The organism is Streptomyces sulfonofaciens, from assembly GCF_014656295.1.
GTDB lineage: Bacteria > Actinomycetota > Actinomycetes > Streptomycetales > Streptomycetaceae > Streptomyces > Streptomyces sulfonofaciens.
Genome location: NZ_BNCD01000010.1, coordinates 251,433 through 269,291, shown reverse-complemented (window position 1 = coordinate 269,291; position 17,859 = coordinate 251,433). Strand labels below are relative to the sequence as shown.

Annotated in this window: 12 protein-coding genes; 8 read left to right on the top strand and 4 right to left on the bottom strand. The window is 70.9% G+C overall.

The features are described 5' to 3' along the window. Window positions 1–99: 99 nt before the first annotated feature. From IE313_RS18415 to IE313_RS18405, 3 genes are all read right to left on the bottom strand, one after another. The gene (locus IE313_RS18415) at window positions 100–1,047 is read right to left on the bottom strand and encodes a 2OG-Fe(II) oxygenase family protein (RefSeq protein ID WP_189933501.1); all 948 of its coding nucleotides are present in this window, start codon (window positions 1,045–1,047) and stop codon (window positions 100–102) included. Between the two features lie 162 nt (window positions 1,048–1,209). Then, complete coding sequence (locus IE313_RS18410; RefSeq protein ID WP_189933499.1) at window positions 1,210–2,100, bottom strand: CmcJ/NvfI family oxidoreductase; 891 nt, start codon at window positions 2,098–2,100, stop codon at window positions 1,210–1,212. Between the two features lie 96 nt (window positions 2,101–2,196). Further along, on the bottom strand, window positions 2,197–2,889 hold the full coding sequence (locus IE313_RS18405; protein ID WP_229924746.1) for a CmcI family methyltransferase: 693 nt from the start codon (window positions 2,887–2,889) through the stop codon (window positions 2,197–2,199). Window positions 2,890–3,220: 331 nt separating this feature from the next. Here IE313_RS18405 and IE313_RS18400 point away from each other — a divergent pair, with 331 nt between their 5' ends. From IE313_RS18400 to IE313_RS18370, 7 genes are all read left to right on the top strand, one after another. Continuing rightward, a complete protein-coding gene (locus IE313_RS18400) occupies window positions 3,221–3,388 on the top strand; it encodes a hypothetical protein (protein ID WP_189933495.1) in 168 nt (55 codons plus the stop codon). 176 nt (window positions 3,389–3,564) lie between these two features. Then, on the top strand, window positions 3,565–4,770 hold the full coding sequence (locus IE313_RS18395; RefSeq protein ID WP_189933493.1) for an aminotransferase class V-fold PLP-dependent enzyme: 1,206 nt from the start codon (window positions 3,565–3,567) through the stop codon (window positions 4,768–4,770). 64 nt (window positions 4,771–4,834) lie between these two features. Beyond that, window positions 4,835–5,773: a 2OG-Fe(II) oxygenase family protein gene (locus IE313_RS18390; protein ID WP_189933491.1), complete on the top strand. Its 939-nt coding sequence runs from the start codon at window positions 4,835–4,837 to the stop codon at window positions 5,771–5,773. Between the two features lie 14 nt (window positions 5,774–5,787). Then, a complete protein-coding gene (amaB, locus tag IE313_RS18385; protein ID WP_189933489.1) occupies window positions 5,788–7,326 on the top strand; it encodes an L-piperidine-6-carboxylate dehydrogenase in 1,539 nt (512 codons plus the stop codon). A gap of 431 nt (window positions 7,327–7,757) precedes the next feature. After that, window positions 7,758–9,230 carry an MFS transporter gene (locus tag IE313_RS18380; protein WP_229924745.1) on the top strand — a complete coding sequence of 491 codons (1,473 nt, stop codon included), beginning with the start codon at window positions 7,758–7,760 and terminating at the stop codon, window positions 9,228–9,230. A 468-nt stretch (window positions 9,231–9,698) separates the two neighbouring features. Then, window positions 9,699–12,230, top strand: a complete 2,532-nt coding sequence (locus IE313_RS35295; RefSeq protein WP_229924744.1) for a serine hydrolase — start codon at window positions 9,699–9,701, stop codon at window positions 12,228–12,230. 178 nt (window positions 12,231–12,408) lie between these two features. Further along, window positions 12,409–13,821: an HNH endonuclease signature motif containing protein gene (locus IE313_RS18370; RefSeq protein ID WP_189933485.1), complete on the top strand. Its 1,413-nt coding sequence runs from the start codon at window positions 12,409–12,411 to the stop codon at window positions 13,819–13,821. A 91-nt stretch (window positions 13,822–13,912) separates the two neighbouring features. On the opposite strand, the gene IE313_RS18365 is transcribed toward IE313_RS18370, so the two are convergent. Continuing rightward, window positions 13,913–15,421 (bottom strand): dihydrolipoyl dehydrogenase family protein, encoded by a 1,509-nt coding sequence (locus IE313_RS18365; RefSeq protein WP_189933483.1) that lies wholly within the window; start codon window positions 15,419–15,421, stop codon window positions 13,913–13,915. A gap of 512 nt (window positions 15,422–15,933) precedes the next feature. Here IE313_RS18365 and IE313_RS18360 point away from each other — a divergent pair. After that, a complete protein-coding gene (locus tag IE313_RS18360; protein WP_189933581.1) occupies window positions 15,934–17,757 on the top strand; it encodes an NAD-binding protein in 1,824 nt (607 codons plus the stop codon). The last annotated feature ends 102 nt before the right edge of the window (window positions 17,758–17,859 follow it).

Sequence of the window (17,859 nt, the reverse complement as noted above, 5' to 3'; positions counted from 1 at the left end):
GAGGGCTCCCCCGCCGCACGAGCCGGGCCAGGGCCCGGCGGACCCTCGCCGGCCCGTTTGTGCCGGCGGGCCTCCGCCTCGGTCACGGCGTCATCGACGCTACTTCCCCCGGACTCCGGGATCCGAGTGCATCGTGACGTAGTTGGTTCCGATCCAGTCCCCGAACGTCGCGGTCTCGGTGTCGAGGCTCACGTCGAGGCCGTACGTGCGCGCCTTGGGGACCGAGAAGGCGAAGTCGATCGAGGGGCGCAGGAAGAAGACGCTCGACGTGCGGTCGCTGCCCGCCCGCATACCGGCCTCCGGAGACCTGACGTGGTGCTTGGGCGCGGGTACCGCGCCCTGGGTGGCCAGCGGCGCGATCGCGCCGCACAGCACGACGACGGCGTCGGGCACGTGCGGCAGGCTCACCATCTCGCCGCCTATCTCGGCCTGGAGGCTGACGAACCCGTTGGCGCACGGGGTCTGGTGGATCAGGGTGATGATCGACAGGTCGTAGTGCGGTGCCATCCGCCGCGGCTCCCGCTCGGCGGAGCGGTGCTCGGGAACCTCGGGGAAGTACCGCAGCCGCAGTACGGGGTCGCAGTCCAGCAGCTTGTCCATGTCCCCGGCGTCGTACGACCCCGACGCGTTCAGCACGACCCGCGCGGTCTCCTGCGCGGCGGTGTACAGCCGGTTGAAGTAGTCCGTCCACACCGCCTCGAACCGCTGCGAGGGGAAGAGATTGTCCGAAATCCCCATCGAGAACGACATCGAGTAGTCCGTGTACGTGCCCGTCCTGGTCACCTGGGCGGTGCTCTCCGCCTCCAGCGCGGAGTACCCCCGGCGCATGGTCGGGATCTTGGTGGTGACGGCTTGCTTCTCCTCCGGAGTGCCGTGCTCGAAGAAGTCCATCGCGGTGTCGGTGGCCGAGCGGTGGTCCTGTTCGAGCGCACCGTAGTCGGTGAGGTAGAAGACCCCCATCTCCGTCACGCAGCGGTGGAACTCGTCCTGGTCGGCGCCCTTCTGCAAGTCGGCGAGGCTGAAGATCGGTACCGTCGTGTCCGCCATGTTCAGATGCTCCTTCTCAACTTTCCCAGCGCCCTGGGAAGCCGCTCGGCCGCGGCCCCTGCCTCGGTCCCCGGTGCCGGACTGCGTCGTCCCGGCCCGTTTCTGCGCCGTCCGGACCCGGCTCCCGTCGGGGATCGCCGGATGGGCGGTCGGTCGCAGCGGTCAGTCATAGAAGATCAGGGCACGCATTTCCAAGGATGTGCGCAGGTGTCCGGTGGTCGGTCCTTTCTCGTCGAGGAAAGCCGTGTGCGGACACAGGCCCGCCACGTCCAGCAGATCGTTCCCCTCTGTTCCGCCTGTTCCGCCTGTTCCGCCTGTTCCGCAACTCGCGAGCGCCAGACCGCGGCTCGCGCTGTCATAGCATTTGAAAACTATTACCTCATCGGGTGAGAGTGCCTCCCAGTAGTGCCACCGGTGCGCGGGATTGTGCCGCACGGAGAAGTTCTCGCGGTCCTTGAGCCACGCGGGGAAACGTAATCGGGTCGGCACGAGATCAGCGGAGAGGTCCATGGAGCGGTAGTCGCACACGGCGAGCGGGAAGTTGCGGACCGGTTCGAGGAGCGGCCGCCAGACGTTGACGATCTGGAACCTGCGGAAATGCCGCCGAAGGGCGGCGGCGCGCGCACGGGCGCTCTTCGGGCTCTGGTCGACGTGCACCCGCAGGTGCGGCGAACTGTAGGTGCCGGCCGCGGGCCCGGCCGTGTCCTGCCGCCTGAGCGTGGCATCGAAGAACTGCACCGTGTCGGCGCCGGTGAGCGGTTCCAGCAGGTCCCTCGTCTCCTGCCGGTACCATTCGAGCGTTGACGCGTTGTTCGCCACGAGGGCCCGCTGGTCCACACGCGTCGGGAACACGACCTTCTCGAAACCCGTCTCGTCGAGCTTCGGCTCCCTCGTGCACTCGCGCAGGTCGGTTATGGCCGTCTCGGTCGGCACCTTGCGGAAGTTGAAGAGCACGTCGGGGTGCCGGGACACGGCGTCGATGCACCAGTCGTCGTCCCGCCCCCCGGGTGCGAGCGGCGCACTGTAGTACAGGAGACTCGATACGGTGGGCATGGGGACCTCTTCCACTCGGCCCGGAAAATCCCGTCGCCGCCGGTACCCGTGAGCACGCGGACCGGCGGGAATTGCATTTCCCCCGCTGCCGTGCGGCTAGTCCTTCTTCGCCGACCGGCGAAAGACACCGCGATCAAGCTGCTGGCTGGCGTTGGCGTAGACCATGTCCATGGTCAGCACGTCGCGGAAGGCGCCGAGGTACTCCTCGAGCAGTCGGGGGCTGTACCGGTGCCAGAAGGGGATCATGTCCTCGATGACGAAGTAGTCGCCGTGTTCGAGGAGATGGTCGACCGCCCACTTCATGATGTTGAACGTGTTGGTGTGCGCATCGTCGATGAAGAGCAGCGGGTGAGCGGCGGAACGAAGGTGCTCGAACGTCTCGACGGCCGCGCAGTCGCCCTCGTGCAGCGAGATGTTCGACTTCTCGGACGCGGGTATCCGGCACCGGGAGAGGTCCCTGTCGATCCCGATGACCTGGCAGTCGATGCCCATGAGCCGGGTCAGATCGCGGAACCAGACCAGTGAACCGCCGCCGTACACGCCCAGTTCGACGATCGTGCGCGGACGCAGTTCCCACAGGAGGTCGTGGTACACGGCCTGGGTCTCCGGGTCCTTGAGCATGCGCAGACCGCGCCACTGGTAGCGCGCGAAATCCGAGAACCCGAGATCGCGCGGTGCCTCGGCCCACCGGTCGAGTGGCCAGTCGCGCGGCCGGTCCTTCAGCACAGGAGGATGGTAGGCCGGGTCCTCGCCCAGACCCCGGAAGAGATTCAAATCCGTGAATTCCATCTGAGAATGGTCCTTCAATGCACACTCCCTTGATTTCCGTCTGACTGCGTGTTTAATTGTGTCACCAGGCCCTGCGGCGGCGGTCTGGAGTCGGATTTCCCATCGGTGCAGGGACCACGGGACAAAAAGCGGCGGGCGCCCGCGCGGCACATGCACCGCCCGCCCCGTCCACAGGGGTCCGCACCGGACTGCGGTGCGAATTCGCGGCATTCCGCTCCTGGCGGCGCGGACCCGGCGGGGAGTGGCGGCAGGAGCCGCAACCGGACGGGCGCTGTCGCCTTCTGGCCACGCCGTTTGCCGCGGAAGCCGCGGATCAGCGGAGGACGGGGCCATGGAGTGGCGCCATGCGGACGCCCCGAGTGCCCGGGCCCGCTCCCTCCACGGGGTCGAGGTCGGGATGACGTTCCACTTCACCCATGTGGGAAAACTCCTGTGGAGCAGGATGAATGGTCAGGATTTCAAGCGCCGACGTGCCGTGACGATGAGCTGGATATGGTGACTTCCGCATACTGGCGCATCCCGCTCTTGGGCCGCTCTTTCGACTCTCTCCGAGTTCTCTTCACAACTTTTCGGCAAGGCAATGGCCTGTTCCGGATCGTGTGGTGGCTGCTACTCTGCTGAAGTCGACCGAATGCCGGGGGATTCCCTTTTTCTGAATTTGCGGGAGATCACGACATGGCCGTTGCCGACTGGGACGATGCCCGCGGCCACATGCTGCTCGACCCGACCGTCGTCAACCTCAACACCGGATCCGGCGGGCCCCTGCCGCGCTGCGCCTTCGAGCGCGTCACCGGCTACCGGGCCCACCTCGCCCGGGAGCCCATGGACTTCCTGCTGCGCGAGGTTCCCGCGCTGCTGTGGGAGGCGCGTGAACGCCTGGCCGGGTTCGTGGGCGGGGATCCGCACCGCCTCGTCCTCACCGCCAACGTGACCGGCGCCGTGAACCTGGTGGCGTCCTCCCTCGACCTGACGGCGCCGGGCGAGATCCTGATGACCGACCACGAGTACACGCCGATGCGCTGGTGCCTGGAGCGGATGGCGCAACGGCGGGGCCTGGAGGTCAGGACGTTCCCGCTGCCCGCCTTGCCCGCCGATGCCGGTGAGGTCGTCGACGCCGCCGTGGCCGCGATGACCCACCGGACCCGGCTGCTGTTCTTCAGCCACGTCGTGTCGTCCACCGGGCTGGTCCTGCCGGCCAGGGAACTGTGTGCCGAGGCCCGCCGCCGCGGCATCGTGACCCTGGTGGACGGCGCCCATGCCCCGGCGTTCCTCGATCTGGACCTGGACGGCACCGGCTGCGACTACTACGCGGGAAGCGGCCACAAGTGGCTCCTCGCACCCACCGGCGTCGGATTCCTGCACGTGGCCCCGGGCCGTGCGGAGGGCCTCGAACCGCTCCAGGTGAGCTGGGCCCACGAGCCCCCGCGGGGGAGCGGACCGCCGGACGAGCGCGACCGGTTCGGCAGCACCCCGCGACTGCGCAGGTACGAGTGCGAGGGGACCCGGGACATCTGCCCGTGGCTCGCGACACCGGAGTCGATCGACTTCCAGGCGGGACTCGGGTACGACCGGATCAGGGCCCGCAGACGCGAACTGGTGGAGCACGCCCGCGAGCGCCTCACCGGCTGGCGCGGCCTCACCCCGGCCACCCCGGAGTCGCCCGCGCTGTCCGGCGCGATGGTGGCGTTCCGGCTGCCCGGCGGGAGCAGGGCCGGTGACCTGCACCAGGCCCTGTGGGAACGCTTCCGGATCGAGACGGCGGTGGCCGACCGGCCGGACGGGGCGCTGCTGCGGATCTCCCTGAACTTCTACAACACCGAGGCGGAGATAGACCAACTGGCCAAGGCCATGGGCGAGACGAAGGAACTGATCGGGGGCTGAGTGCGCCGTGCACGTGTTTTCCACTGCGCCGGCGACCACCCCGTTGCGAGAGGGGCAATGAGTGATGACGGACACGAAGGTGCCGACGTTCAGCCTGAGCGCGTTGCAGGAGGGGCGTTGCCAGGACGAGTTCCGCAGGTGCCTGACGGAGAAGGGCGTCTTCTACCTGACGGACTGCGGCCCTTCGGAGGGCGACCAGAAGTCCGCCAAGGACGTCGCCACCGAGTTCTTCGAACACGGCACCGAGCAGGAGAAGCGGGCCGTCACCTCCACGGTCCCCACCATCCGGCGCGGGTTCACCGGACTGGAGTCGGAGAGCACCGCGAAGATCACCAACAACGGCACGTACTCGGACTACTCGATGTGCTACTCCATGGGCACCTCGGACAACGTCTTCCCCAACGGCGACTTCGAACGGATCTGGACGCACTACTTCGACGACATGTACGAAGCCACCAAGGAGGTGGCCAGGCAGGTCCTGAGGACCACCGGAACCGAACCGGAAGGCGGCGTCGAAGCCTTCGTCGACTGTGAGCCGCTGCTGCGGTTCCGCTACTTCCCGGAGGTCCCCGAGAACCGCAGCGCCGAGGAGGAACCCCTCCGGATGGCGCCGCACTACGACCTGTCGACGGTGACCCTGATCCAGCAGACACCCTGCCCGAACGGCTTCGTCAGCCTCCAGGTCGAGGTCGACGGCGCCTTCGTGGACCTGCCGGCCAAACCGGACACGGTACTCGTCTTCTGCGGCGCCGTCGCGACCCTCGTCACCGGCGGCCAGGTGAAGGCGCCCAAGCACCACGTCGCCTCGCCCGGCCGGGACCTGATCGCCGGCAGCAGCCGCACGTCCAGCGTCTTCTTCCTCCGCCCCAACGCCGACTTCGCCTTCTCGGTCCCCCTGGCCAAGCGGTGCGGGTTCGATGTGACCCTGGACGGTGAGACCGCCACGTTCCAGGACTGGATCGGCGGCAACTACGTCAACATACGCACCACATCCAAGTCATAGGGGAAACCGCCGCCATGGCCACACCAGCCCTCAGCAGCACCGACGACATCCGCACCAGGGCCGAGAGCGCCCTGACGCGCTGCGGTGCCCAGCTCGCCGCGTACAAGGGCGACGCCCTCACGGCCCGTACGCCGATCACCGGCGCCGCCCTGTTCGGTCTGCGTGCCGACACCCCAGCGGACGTCGACCGGGCCGTGGAAGCCGCCGGGACCGCGTTCCGCGCCTGGCGGACCACGCCCGCCCCGGTGCGCGGCGCGCTGGTCAAGAGGTTCGGCGAACTGCTCACCGAGCACAAGCAGGACGTCGCCGACCTGGTCACCATCGAGGCCGGCAAGATCCGCTCCGAGGCGCTCGGCGAAGTGCAGGAGATGATCGACGTCTGCGACTTCGCGGTGGGCCTGTCCCGGCAGCTCTACGGCCGCACGATGCCCTCGGAACGGCCGGGCCACCGCCTGATGGAGACCTGGCACCCGCTCGGTGTGGTCGGCGTGATCAGTGCGTTCAACTTCCCCGTCGCCGTGTGGGCGTGGAACACCGCCATCGCCCTGGTGTGCGGTGACACCGTGGTCTGGAAGCCGTCCGAGCTGACCCCGCTGACCGCACTGGCCTGCACCGCCCTGCTCGACCGCGCCATCGCCGAGACCGGCGCCCCTGCGGGCCTCGGCCAGGTACTCCTCGGTGCCGCGGACGTCGGCGAGCGGCTCGTCGACTCACCGCTGGTGCCGCTGGTCAGCGCGACCGGCTCCACCCGGATGGGCCGGGCGGTGGGCCCCCGCGTGGCCGCCCGGTTCGGACGCAGCATCCTGGAGCTCGGCGGCAACAACGCCGCCGTGGTGACGCCGTCGGCGGACCTCGACCTCGTCGTGAACGCCTCCGTGTTCGCCGCCGCGGGCACGGCGGGCCAGCGGTGCACCACGCTCCGCCGGCTGATCGTGCACGAGGACGTCGCCGACACCGTCGTCGAACGGCTCACCAGTGCCTACCGGCGGCTTCCGATCGGCGACCCGTTCCGGGAGGACACCCTGGTCGGACCGCTCATCAACGAGTCCTCGTACACCAGGATGCGCACCGCCCTCGACCGCGCGGTCGAGGACGGCGGCACCCTGTGCGCCGGCGGCGAACGGCAGCTCGCCGAGGCCGCGCCCGACGCCCACTACGTCCGGCCCGCCGTCGTACGGATGCCCGCGCAGACCGCGGTGGTACGCGAGGAGACGTTCGCGCCCGTTCTGTACGTCCTCACCTACCGCGACCTGGACGAGGCGATCCGCCTGCACAACGACGTGCCGCAGGGGCTGTCGTCCGGCATCTTCACCGCCGACCAGAACGAGGCGGAGCGGTTCCTGGCCCCCGACGGCGCGGACTGCGGCATCGTCAACGTCAACATCGGCACCTCGGGCGCGGAGATCGGCGGCGCGTTCGGCGGGGAGAAGGAGACCGGCGGCGGGCGCGAGTCCGGCTCCGACGCATGGCGGTCCTACATGCGCCGCGCGACCAACACGGTGAACTACTCCGGGCAGGTGGCCCTGGCACAGGGCGTGAACTTCTCCCAGTAGGGCGGCGGTCGGGCGCGGGAGCGCAGCGCGGGGGGAGCAGGAAGGGCGTCCCCCGCCCCGGCCCCGCGCGCAGGTGAGCCGTAGCCGCCGCGATCCGAAGGAGAACGGAAGAGCACAGCCCGCACCGCGCGGTGGCACCGCGCGGTGCGGACCGGCACCACCGGCCGCGGGGGCAGCACCCCGCGGCCGGTGCGAGGTGCGGGTACACCCGCCTGACCGGGGACGCCGGCGGCGACCGCGGAGCGGTCGGGCACACGGTCGCAGCCACGGCCCGGCATTCACGCCGGCCGCGGCAGGGGGTACGACGTCGGCTGAGGGCAGCGGCGCCGCCCCGCAGCACGGAGCGCGCCCGCACGCGGCGCTCACCCGAGCGTATGCATCAGACGTCGACTGGGGGAATGACAGCCATGCATGCGAGACCCTCTGCCACCTTGACGCTCACGTTGTCCTGCACGGCCTACTTCCTCGTGCTCTTCGACGCATCGGTGATGACCGTCGCGCTGCCGTCGATCCAGGCGGACCTCGGGTTCGCCCCGGTGGACCTGCAATGGGTGGTCAACGCCTACGCCCTGGCGTTCGCGGGGCTGCTGCTGCTGGGCGGAAGGCTGGCCGACCTCTACGGGCACCGGCGGGTCTTCGTCGGAGGTCTCGTGCTGTTCACCGCCGCCAGCCTCGTCGGCGGTCTCGCGGTCAGCCCGGTGATGCTGATCGCCGCACGTGCGGGGCAGGGACTGGGCGCGGCCGTGCTCACCCCGCTCGCCCTGACCATGCTGACCACCACGTTCCCCGAGGGCCCCCGGCGCACCCGGGCGCTGGCGATATGGACACCGGTCAGCCTGGTCGGCGCCGCGGCGGGCAACGCGCTCGGCGGGGTGCTGACCGAGTACCTGACCTGGCGGTCGGCCCTGCTGATCAACGTGCCCATCGGGTGCGCGGCGATCCTGTGCGCCACCCGGGTGGTCTTCCGCGGTGCCCCCCGGCGCCGGGTCCGGCTCGACCTGCCCGGTGCGGTGCTGGCCACGACCGCGTTGACCCTGCTCACTCTCGGCACCGCCCAGGCCCACACGCACGCCTGGTCCGACCCGGCCACCGCGCTGCCCCTCGTCGGGGGGATCGCCGCCCTCGCGGCCTTCGCGGTGGTGGAGGCGAGGTTCGCCCCGGCGCCGCTGATACCGCCGCACCTCCTGCGGCTGCCCGGGATCGGCTGGGGCAACCTGGCGATCCTGCTGTCGGCGGCGGGCATGGCCCCGATGTGGTACTGCCTGACCCTGACCATGCAGGACGTGCTGCACTACAGCGCCTCGCGGACGGGTGTGGGCTTCCTGCCGCACACACTGGTGATGCTCCTCGTGGGGTTCCGCCTCACCCCGAGGCTGATGCGGTACGTACAGCCCAGGACCCTGATCGCCGCGGGTGCGCTCATGGAGGTGGCGGGCTTCTGGTGGCAGGGCGGCATCACCTCGGACAGCGACTACGCCACGGGCATCCTCGGCCCGGCCGTACTGATCTCCTTCGGCGCCGGGCTGGCCAGCACCCCGCTGACCACCACCGTCACCGCGGGCGTCCAGCCCGGCGACGCCGGCGCCGCCTCCGGGCTCATGAACACCACGCGGCAGTTCGGCAGCGCGTTCGGCCTCGCGATGGTGCTCACCCTCAGCACGACGAACACCCCGGCCGCACCGACGGCGGTCGCCGCCGGTTACGGCAACGCGTTCCACGTCATGGCCGTGATCGTGCTCGCCCTCGCCGCGCTCGCGCCCCTGCTGCCCTCCGTGCGCACCCCCCGGACACCGCCGAGCACCGCCGACCGCCCCGAGGGGGCGTCAGGACGTCCCCCCGAGGCGCCCGGAGGACCCGCGCGCGGGTGGCGCGGCCGTGGCGAGCGGCAACGGGGCCTCGGCTGACGGACGGGGGCTCCCGCTGTCGCCCGGACAGGGTCTCCCGGTGTCGCACTGACACCGCACCAACCGTGCGTGCGGGCAGGGCGCGAGGGGCCTTGCGCGGTGCCCCGGCGGTGCGCACGCCCCCGCACCGGGGGGCCTCCCGCTTTCGGCTGGTCAGCCCCGTCACCTTCGAAACGGGGATCGGTTACGCTGGCCGCCGCCGCACAGCCACGGTGTCCACGCTGCGGGGGCATGCCTCCCCTGTGCCGGACCCAAGCCCCCCGCAGGAGCCCGGCAGACGACCCACACCCAGAACATCACCACAGGTCCGACGTGTGTCCCCGTGCACCTTCGCCCACGAGTGCCGCCGGGGCGCGTCGGACCGCCAGAGACCCGGCCGGTCCGGCGAGGAACACCGGCCCCGGCAGCGGGACGCGGCACAGCCGGCCCGGGCACGTAGCGGCGCTGCGGCGTACGAAGGAGACATCAATGGCGGGCCGATCCCCCGACGACACCCCCGATCAGGACAACTCGCCCACGCGCACCTCCGGCAACGAACTGGCACCCGCACCGGCACCGGCACAGGCGGGCGCCCCGGCGCGGCGGCCCGCACGTAAGGCGGCCGACCGCACGACCGCCTCCGAGCCCGCGGCCGCACGGGTTTTACCAGCACCGATATCCACCTCCACGGGCGCGCGCGGGTTGGCCGGGAAGGCCGAAGACGCCGGCGAGGTCTCGGAGAAGGCCGGGACCGGCGGCGCGAGCGAGGCTTCCGAGAAGGCCGGGGAGGCGACCGAGTCACCCGCGAAAGAGCGGCGGGAGCGCGACGGAGCAACTGACGGGCCCTCGGACGGGCGGAAGCCGTCGAGCGACCGGAAGCCGTCGAGCGGGCGGGAGTCGTCGGACGGGCGGGAGTCGTCGGACGGGGCCGACGGCACGGACGGGGCCGCCGGCACGGACGGGACCGCCGGCACGGACGGGGCCGCCGGCACGGACGGGGCCGCCGGCACGGAAGCCGCGGACGGCCCTGAGGGCCCGGACGGCGTAGGCGGCGCCGGCGGCGTGAACGGCGCTGAGGAGGCCGGCAGCACGGGCGGCACCGCCGACAGGGACGACACGGACGACACGGACGGCGTGGACGGTGCCGACGGCAAGGGCGGGGTCGGCGGCGGGAACAGCACCGTCGCCACGGACGAGACGGACGAGACGGACGCCGCGGCCAGCACGGAGGCCACGGACGACGCGAGCGCCACGGGCGACACAGGCGAGGCTGGCGAGGCAGACGGTGCCGAGAAGGGTGCGGTGCCGACCGCCGCGGGGGGATCGGCGCTGCCGGCCGAACGCTCAACGGGCGCACCCACACTCGCCGACCGGCCCCCCGCGGCACGGTCACGCCCGGCTCCCTCGGCCAGGCCCGCCGACCCCCGGGATGTCCCCGCCACGCGGGACGAGCCCTCACGGTCCGGCTTCCCACGGTCCGAGCCGTCACGGTCCGGGCCCCCGCAGTCCGAGTCCGCACGGCCGGCAGTCGGGCGGCAGTCCGAACTCCGGCGGCCGGAGGAGCGGCGCCCCGCACCGCCGTGGGCCGAACTCCGGCGGCCCCTGCCGCAGTGGGCCGAGCCGCACCGGCCCGAACCGCGGCCCACGCACCACCAGTCCACGGACCACCAGCCCACGCACCACCAGTCCGCGGACCAGTCGCGCCCCCAGCTCCCGATCGCCCTCCTCGCGCAACTGGCCGGCACCCTCGTGCCACGCTCGTCCCGGGCCCGCGCCCTCGTGAGCAGGATCGGCATCCTGGCACCGCTCGTGGTGTTCCTCGTACTCGTCGGTCTGGTCCTCGTCACCGTGCAGACCCTCCGTCCGCTGCCGGATCCGACCCTCACCGCCGACGCGAGCACATCGTCGTTCACCATCCCGGGCGGCAGGCTCGCGATCCCGTGGCCCGAGAAGGGGCAGGCCGCCGTCATGGTCGCGGGCCTGGGCACCGTCGGGACGTTCGGGGCGGAGAAGCCGGTCCCGACGGCGAGCATCGCCAAGATCATGACGGCCTATGTGATCCTCCGCGACCACCCCCTCAAGAAGGACGAGAAGGGGCCCCGGATCACGGTCGACGCCCAGACCGTGGAGGACGGGAAGGCCGAGGACGAGTCGCGCATCGTGGGGCTGGCGACGGGCCAGAAGTTCAGCGAGCAGGACATGCTGAAGATGCTGATGATCCCGTCGGGGAACAACATCGCCCGGCTGCTGGCGCGTTGGGACACCGGTTCCAAGGGGCAGACCGCGTTCGCGAAGAAGATGAACGACGCGGCCAGGGCGCTCGGCATGAAGCACACCGTTTACACCGATCCCAGCGGCCTGGACAAGACGACCGTCAGTACCGCCGTCGACCAGGTCAAACTGGCCGCGGAGGTGATGAAGTCGGATGCCTTCCGCGCGATCGTGGCCGTGCCCCATGCCGACATCCCGGGCCACGGGCGCATCTACAACAACAACGCGCCCCTGATCACGGCAGGACTGGGCATCAGGGGCATCAAGACCGGCTCCAACACACCGGCAGGCGGCACGCTCTCCTGGGCGGCCTACAAGACCGTGGACGGCAGGGAACGGCTGATCATCGGCACGATGATGGACCAGCACGCCACCGGTCCGGACCCCAACGGCGCCACCAGCCTGGTCCTGGTGCAACACAACAGCAAGAAGGTCATCGAGGCGGTGCGCAACGCCCTCACCTCCGCCACCGCGGTGCGCAAGGGCCAGGTCGTCGGTTACGTGGACGACGGACTCGGCACCCGCATACCGGTGGTGACCACCAGGGACCTCAAGGTGCTGGGCGTCCCCGGCCAGAAGCTGCGGCTCACCTTCGAAGACGGCGCGAGGACCGTGCCCCGTCCGGCGAAGGCGGGCACCGTACTCGGCGAGCTGAGGGTCGGCACCGGAGCCGCGGCACAGCAGGTGCCGGTGGCCCTGAAAACCGACCTCGCCGAGCCGTCGTTCGGCACGAAGCTGACCCGGTTCTGACAAGCAGGCGGCCGTGCGGCGGACCCTTGCCGTGCGGCCGCCGGGATCACTCCTCTCGACAGCACCGTGAACGCACACGCGGCCGCCGCCATCTAGAAAAGTCGCAGGCCGGGGAGCACTGTCAGCGCGGTCTGGTCAGATAGTCCTACTAGTAGTACTAGAGGACTGGAGTAGTGCAGTGACCGATGGACGGGACCTGATCGAGCGAATAGCCAAGCTGAAACCCGCCCACCGTCACACAGGTCAACCGCTGCACCGCCCACTGCTGCTTCTGTGGGCCATAGCCCAAGCCGTACACGGACGTCCGCGTAAGCAACCCTGGTCGGTGATCAAAGAGGCCGTGGGACCGCTGCTCACCGCATTCGCCGGGGTAACAGAAGGTGAGCAGGGTGTGCTGTATCCCTTCTGGGCCCTCCAGAAGAACAAGCTGTGGGAGGTGGCGGACGCCACAGAGCTCCACTTGACGAGCCAGGGACGACGCCCGCAACTCTCTGCGTTGGATGAGCTGAACCCTCTAGCCGGCCTGCCGAAGCGCGACTACGACCTGCTCACGGAAGCCCCGGAACTAGCGGCATGGGCGATGAGCACTCTGCTCGTACGCTTCTTCAGCCGTACGCCCATTCCGCTCCTGGAAGCCCTGGGCCTGAACGAGCTGATGGCCGGACGGATCGCCCCGAGCTTGCGTCCCCTTCCCGGTGAGTCTTACCCGCATCGCGGCGCCATCGCCGACGTGTACGGCGGCAACCGCGTGCTGGGAATAACTCCGCTCGCTGACGGCATCCTCACCGTCTACTCGGATGACAAGGGTCCATACGCCGACCAGCGCATACCCGAGACGGACTGGATCGCCTACACCGGTGACGGTCTGTCCGGCCATCAATCCTTGACCGCAGGCAACCGCGCCATGGCGGAGCACCAGGAGCAGCAGAAGGCCCTGCGTTACTGGCACAAGCCCTACAAAGGCCACTGGACGTTCGAGACCTGGGCCGTCATCGTCCAGCGCCGCCGGCGCTGGGGCCGTGGACAGGACGGCCAGCCGCGCCGGGAGTACGTGTGGATCCTCGCACCCATTCCCTCGCCGATGCGGGAGACCTGGCCCTCGGAGGTCATCGAAGCCCTCACCCAAGACGACGGTCAGCTCCACGACGATTCCCTGGACGTCATTCCCATCGAGGTGGACTCGGAACCGCAGCAAGAGGGAACCAGCACCCGCGAAAGGTACAAGCGGCTGACGGATGCCGCACGCCGGACCGCAGCCGGCCGAAACCGCCGATCGACGCTCGCGCAGGTGGAGCGTCACCTTCGCTCACCCGCTGCCCGCGAAGCCGTGCTACTGCGCAGCGAAGGCCGCTGCGAAAACCCCTCCTGCCTGGGGCACCCACTCGAACGCACTGACGCGGACCAGCCGATCTTGGAGGTCGACCACGTCAACGGTCTGGCCCGTACGGGCCAGGACACCCCAGAAGTCATGATCGGCCTCTGCCCTAACTGCCACGCACTCAAGACACGAGGCAGTAACCGACGCAAACTGCAGGAGAGTCTGCTGGTTGTGGCCCATCACCGGCACCGGAATTTCCTGCAGGAGGCATAGGACGGTGACGGTTTCGGGGGTTGGGTCTGAGGGCCCCTCAGACCCAACCCCCGAGAACCGCCCGCTCGGGTGTCCGCGCCGTTGGCCTCGGTCAGCCCCTTTCGGTCTTCCTGCGCTGCGCCTCCAGCGTCTCCAGCAGGCGGAGCCAGATCTCGCTGACGGTCGGATAGCTGGGCACCGCATGCCACAGTGACGACACCGTCATGCGGGCGACGACGGCGGTGGTCGCCGCGTGGACGAGTTCCGCGATCCCGGTGCCCGCGAACGTCGCCCCGATCAGGGTGTCCGTCGAGCGCTCGATGACCAGTTTGGCCCGGCCCGTGTAGTCCTCCTTGAGCAGGTACGTGCCGGCGAGGGCGGCCAGGTCGTACTCGACCGTCTCCACGTCGACGCCCGCGGCGCGTGCCTCCTCCTCCGTCGGGCCGACGGATCCGACCTCGGGGGAGGTGAAGGTGACCTGCGGGACGGCGCGGTGGCCCGTCGCGGTGCTGAGCCGGCTCGGTTCGTCACCTCCCGGGTTCCGGCCCGCCGCCCGTGCCGCGATCACCTCACCGGCGACCCGGGCCTGGTACTTGCCCATGTGCGTCAGCAGGGCCCGCCCGCAGACGTCGCCGACGGCGTACAGCCACTGACCGTCCACCCCGCGCACGGTCTGCTGGTCGTCCACGTCCAGATAGCCGCCGTCCGCCAGGCCGACGGCGGACAGGCCGATGTCGTCGGTGCGCGGGGTGCGGCCGGTCGCGACGACGATCTCGTCGGCGAGGAGCGTGGTGCCGTCGTCGAGCAGCACGGTGACCTCACCGCCGTGCGGCAACCCCGTGCCGGTCGCGCGGACGTCGGCGCGGCGCACTTCGCTGACGCCGCGCTCCGGCAGCAGACGTACGCCGGCGGACCGCAGGCCGTCGGCGACCAGCCGCCCGGCGAAGGGCTCCTGGCGCGGCAGCAGCTCCGCGCCCCGGTACACGACGGTCAGCTCCTCGACGCCGAGCGCACTCAGCCACGTCGCCGCCTCGCAGCCGACCACGCCGCCGCCCAGGACGACCACGCGACGCGGCACCACGTGCAGGTTGGTCACGTCGCGCGAGTCCCAGGGCAGCGCCTCGCGCAGGCCCGCGATCCGCGGCACGGCGGGGAACGAGCCCGTCGCCACGACGACCGCGTGGCGGGCCGTCAGCGTACGTGTGCCGCCCGCCGCCGTGCTGACCACCACCGTCCGCTCGCCGGCCAGCCGCCCGGATCCGCGTATCACGTCGATGCCCGCACCCAGCGCCCACTGCACCTGCGAGGCGTCCGAAAGCCCGTTGACGATGGCGTCCCTGCGCGCGAGGACGGCGGGCACGTCCAGCCGCGCGTCCCCGACGATCGAGGAAACCCCCGGCACATGACGAGCCGCGTCGAGGACCTCGCCGGGCCGCAGCAGGGCCTTGCTCGGCATGCAGGCCCAGTACGAGCACTCGCCGCCCAGCAGCTCGCCCTCCACCAGCACCGAGTCGAGACCCGAGAACTGCGTGGCGTACTGTGCTGCGTTCTCGCCCGCAGCCCCGCCGCCCAGCACGATGACATCCCACTCGGTACGTTCCGGATCAACTGATGCTGCCACTTCCGTGCTCCTTGCTGCTCGGGGTTGGGGGTTGGGGGTTGCGGGGGGTTGTTCGGGGTTGCTGGGGGTTGTTCGGGCCGTTCGGGGCCGTTTCGTTGCTTTGGGTCGCTTGGGTCGCTCGGGGTCACCGGTACCAGCGACGGCACCGGTACCGGCTCGGTACCGGCAATGGGCTGACCGTACCGGGCGCGGCCGGCGGGCCGTCCACCGCTCCTGGGAAGCCGGTCGCGCCGGCGGCGAAGTGGCCGTGCGCGGCCTTCCTCGCGCGGTGTGGTAAGACCTGGTCCGCCGCCGATGCCCATCACGGTGACGACTCCGGGCGAGCCCCGAGCGGCCCCACAGCAACGAGGATGCATATGAGCACGCGTCAGGCCCACGCGACCGGCGACGAGACCCGGGTGGCCGCCGACGACAACGGCAGCGGCAGCGGTGGCACAGGGGGCGGTGACGCCGGCAGTGGTGGCACCGGGGGCGGTGGCGGTGGCGGCCATGACGGGGGCGACGGCGGGCACATGGTGGTCTGCGGCGACAACGCGCTCGCCCAACGGCTCACCCACGAGCTGGCGTCCGTGTACGGCCAGGACGTGACGGTGGTCCTGCCGTCCCTGACGAGCGGCCACGGCCCGCGGTTCGGCCGGCTGGTACGGGATCCCCGCCTGTCGGTCAGGGCCGTGGAGGCGCCGGAACCCGACGAGACGGCGCTGCGTGCAGCGGGCATCGAGACGGCGACCGCCCTCGCGCTCACCTCCGGCGACGACCAGTTCAACATCCACGTCGCCCTGCGGGCCCGCCGGATCAACCCCGAGGTGCGCCTGGTCATCAGGCTCTTCAACCGCGCACTGGGCCGGCACGTCGAGGCCCTGCTCGACCGCGCGGTGCGGATCCGCAACCCGTCCCTGGCCTCGTCGCAGGTCGACGTGTCCACCACCGTACTGTCCGACGCGGACACCGCGGCACCCTCGCTCGTCGCCGCGGCGGTCGTCGGCAACGAGAAGATCATCCACGCCGACGGCATGCTGCTGCGGGCGAAGCAGCGCACCGTCGCGACCGCGGGCCGGCGCGACCCGCTCGCCACCCTCGCCCTGCTGCCCGACTCGGCCGAGCAGTCCGACGAACGGGCCATGGGCAGCATGATCGACGGCCCCCTGATCCTGCCGGACGAGTCCACCGTGGCGGCCGCCGCACCGAAGCGCGGCGCCGTCGTCCTGGAGGCCGTGAGCCACCGCCCCCAGACCCTCGCCCCGTCGGCGCGGCTGCCGCGCCTGCCCCTGCGGCTGTTCCTCTCCCGCCGCCTCGGCGTCGCCTTCGCCTCGGTGGGGACGGCGGTGGTGCTGCTCGCCGCCGTGAACTGGTACGTGAGCCGGCGGAGCAGTCCCCTGCACGCCGCGTACACGACACTGCTCGACGTCTTCGCCATCAACGACCCTGCCGAGGGACAGCCCGCCGTCGTACAGATCCTCCAACTCCTGTGCGCTCTGGCCGGAATGCTGCTCCTGCCGCTGCTCCTCGCGGCCGTGCTCGAGGTGTACGGGAACTTCCGCGCGAGTTCGGGCCTGGCCGGGCCGCCCCGGAACATGTCCGGCCACGTCGTCCTGCTGGGCCTCGGCAAGGTCGGCACGCGCGTGCTCTCCCGGCTGCTCGAACTGGACATCCCCGTCGTGTGCGTCGAGCGCGATCCGGAAGCCCGGGGCGTCGCCCTCGCCCGCGCCCACCATGTGCCCACGGTGATCGGCGACGTCTCGGAACCGGGTGTCATGGAGCAGTCCCGCCTCGAACGGGCGCGTGCCCTGATGGCGCTCACCAGCGACGACGCCACGAACCTGGAGGCCGTCCTCAACGCCCGGCACATCAGGCCCGAGGTCCGTGTGGTGATGCGGCTGTTCGACGACGACTTCGCGGCGACCGTCTACGGCACCCTGCGCGACGCCTATCCCGCGGCGCAGACCCGCAGCAGGTCCGTCTCGGCGCTGGCCGCCCCCGCCTTCGGCGGCGCGATGATGGGGCGCGAGGTCCTGGGCGCCATCCCGGTCGGCAGACGCGTCCTGATCTTCTCCTCGGTCGAGGTCGCGGGCAACCCGCTGCTGGAGGGCCGGACGGTCGCCGAGGCGTGCCTGCCCGGCGTCTGGCGGGTGCTGGCACTCGACACGGCCAGGATGCGCGAGCAGCGACCGGACCTGATGGCCATCCTCTCGGGCGGCTCGGGCACCCTCTCCTGGCGACCCGACCCCGGCTACGTGCTCAAGCCGGGGGACCGCGCGGTGGTCGCCGCCACCCGCCGCGGTCTGGGAGAGCTGATGCACGCGGTGCCGAGGGAGGAGAGCGAACTCGCGGGGTAGCGCCTCGCGGAGTGCGGGTTCGTGGAAGGACGTCGGCACGTGGGCAGGCCCGCCCCGCAACCTGGGTACCCGTACGGGCGAGCAACTGCCGCGCTGCGCGGG

Coding starts and splice junctions, on each gene's coding strand:
- IE313_RS18415 (WP_189933501.1), bottom strand. CDS start 1,047: ATGGCGGACACGACGGTACCGATCTTCAGCCTCGCCGACTTGCAGAAG.
- IE313_RS18410 (WP_189933499.1), bottom strand. CDS start 2,100: ATGCCCACCGTATCGAGTCTCCTGTACTACAGTGCGCCGCTCGCACCC.
- IE313_RS18405 (WP_229924746.1), bottom strand. CDS start 2,889: ATGGAATTCACGGATTTGAATCTCTTCCGGGGTCTGGGCGAGGACCCG.
- IE313_RS18400 (WP_189933495.1), top strand. CDS start 3,221: ATGGAGTGGCGCCATGCGGACGCCCCGAGTGCCCGGGCCCGCTCCCTC.
- IE313_RS18395 (WP_189933493.1), top strand. CDS start 3,565: ATGGCCGTTGCCGACTGGGACGATGCCCGCGGCCACATGCTGCTCGAC.
- IE313_RS18390 (WP_189933491.1), top strand. CDS start 4,835: ATGACGGACACGAAGGTGCCGACGTTCAGCCTGAGCGCGTTGCAGGAG.
- amaB (WP_189933489.1), top strand. CDS start 5,788: ATGGCCACACCAGCCCTCAGCAGCACCGACGACATCCGCACCAGGGCC.
- IE313_RS35295 (WP_229924744.1), top strand. CDS start 9,699: ATGGCGGGCCGATCCCCCGACGACACCCCCGATCAGGACAACTCGCCC.
- IE313_RS18360 (WP_189933581.1), top strand. CDS start 15,934: ATGGTGGTCTGCGGCGACAACGCGCTCGCCCAACGGCTCACCCACGAG.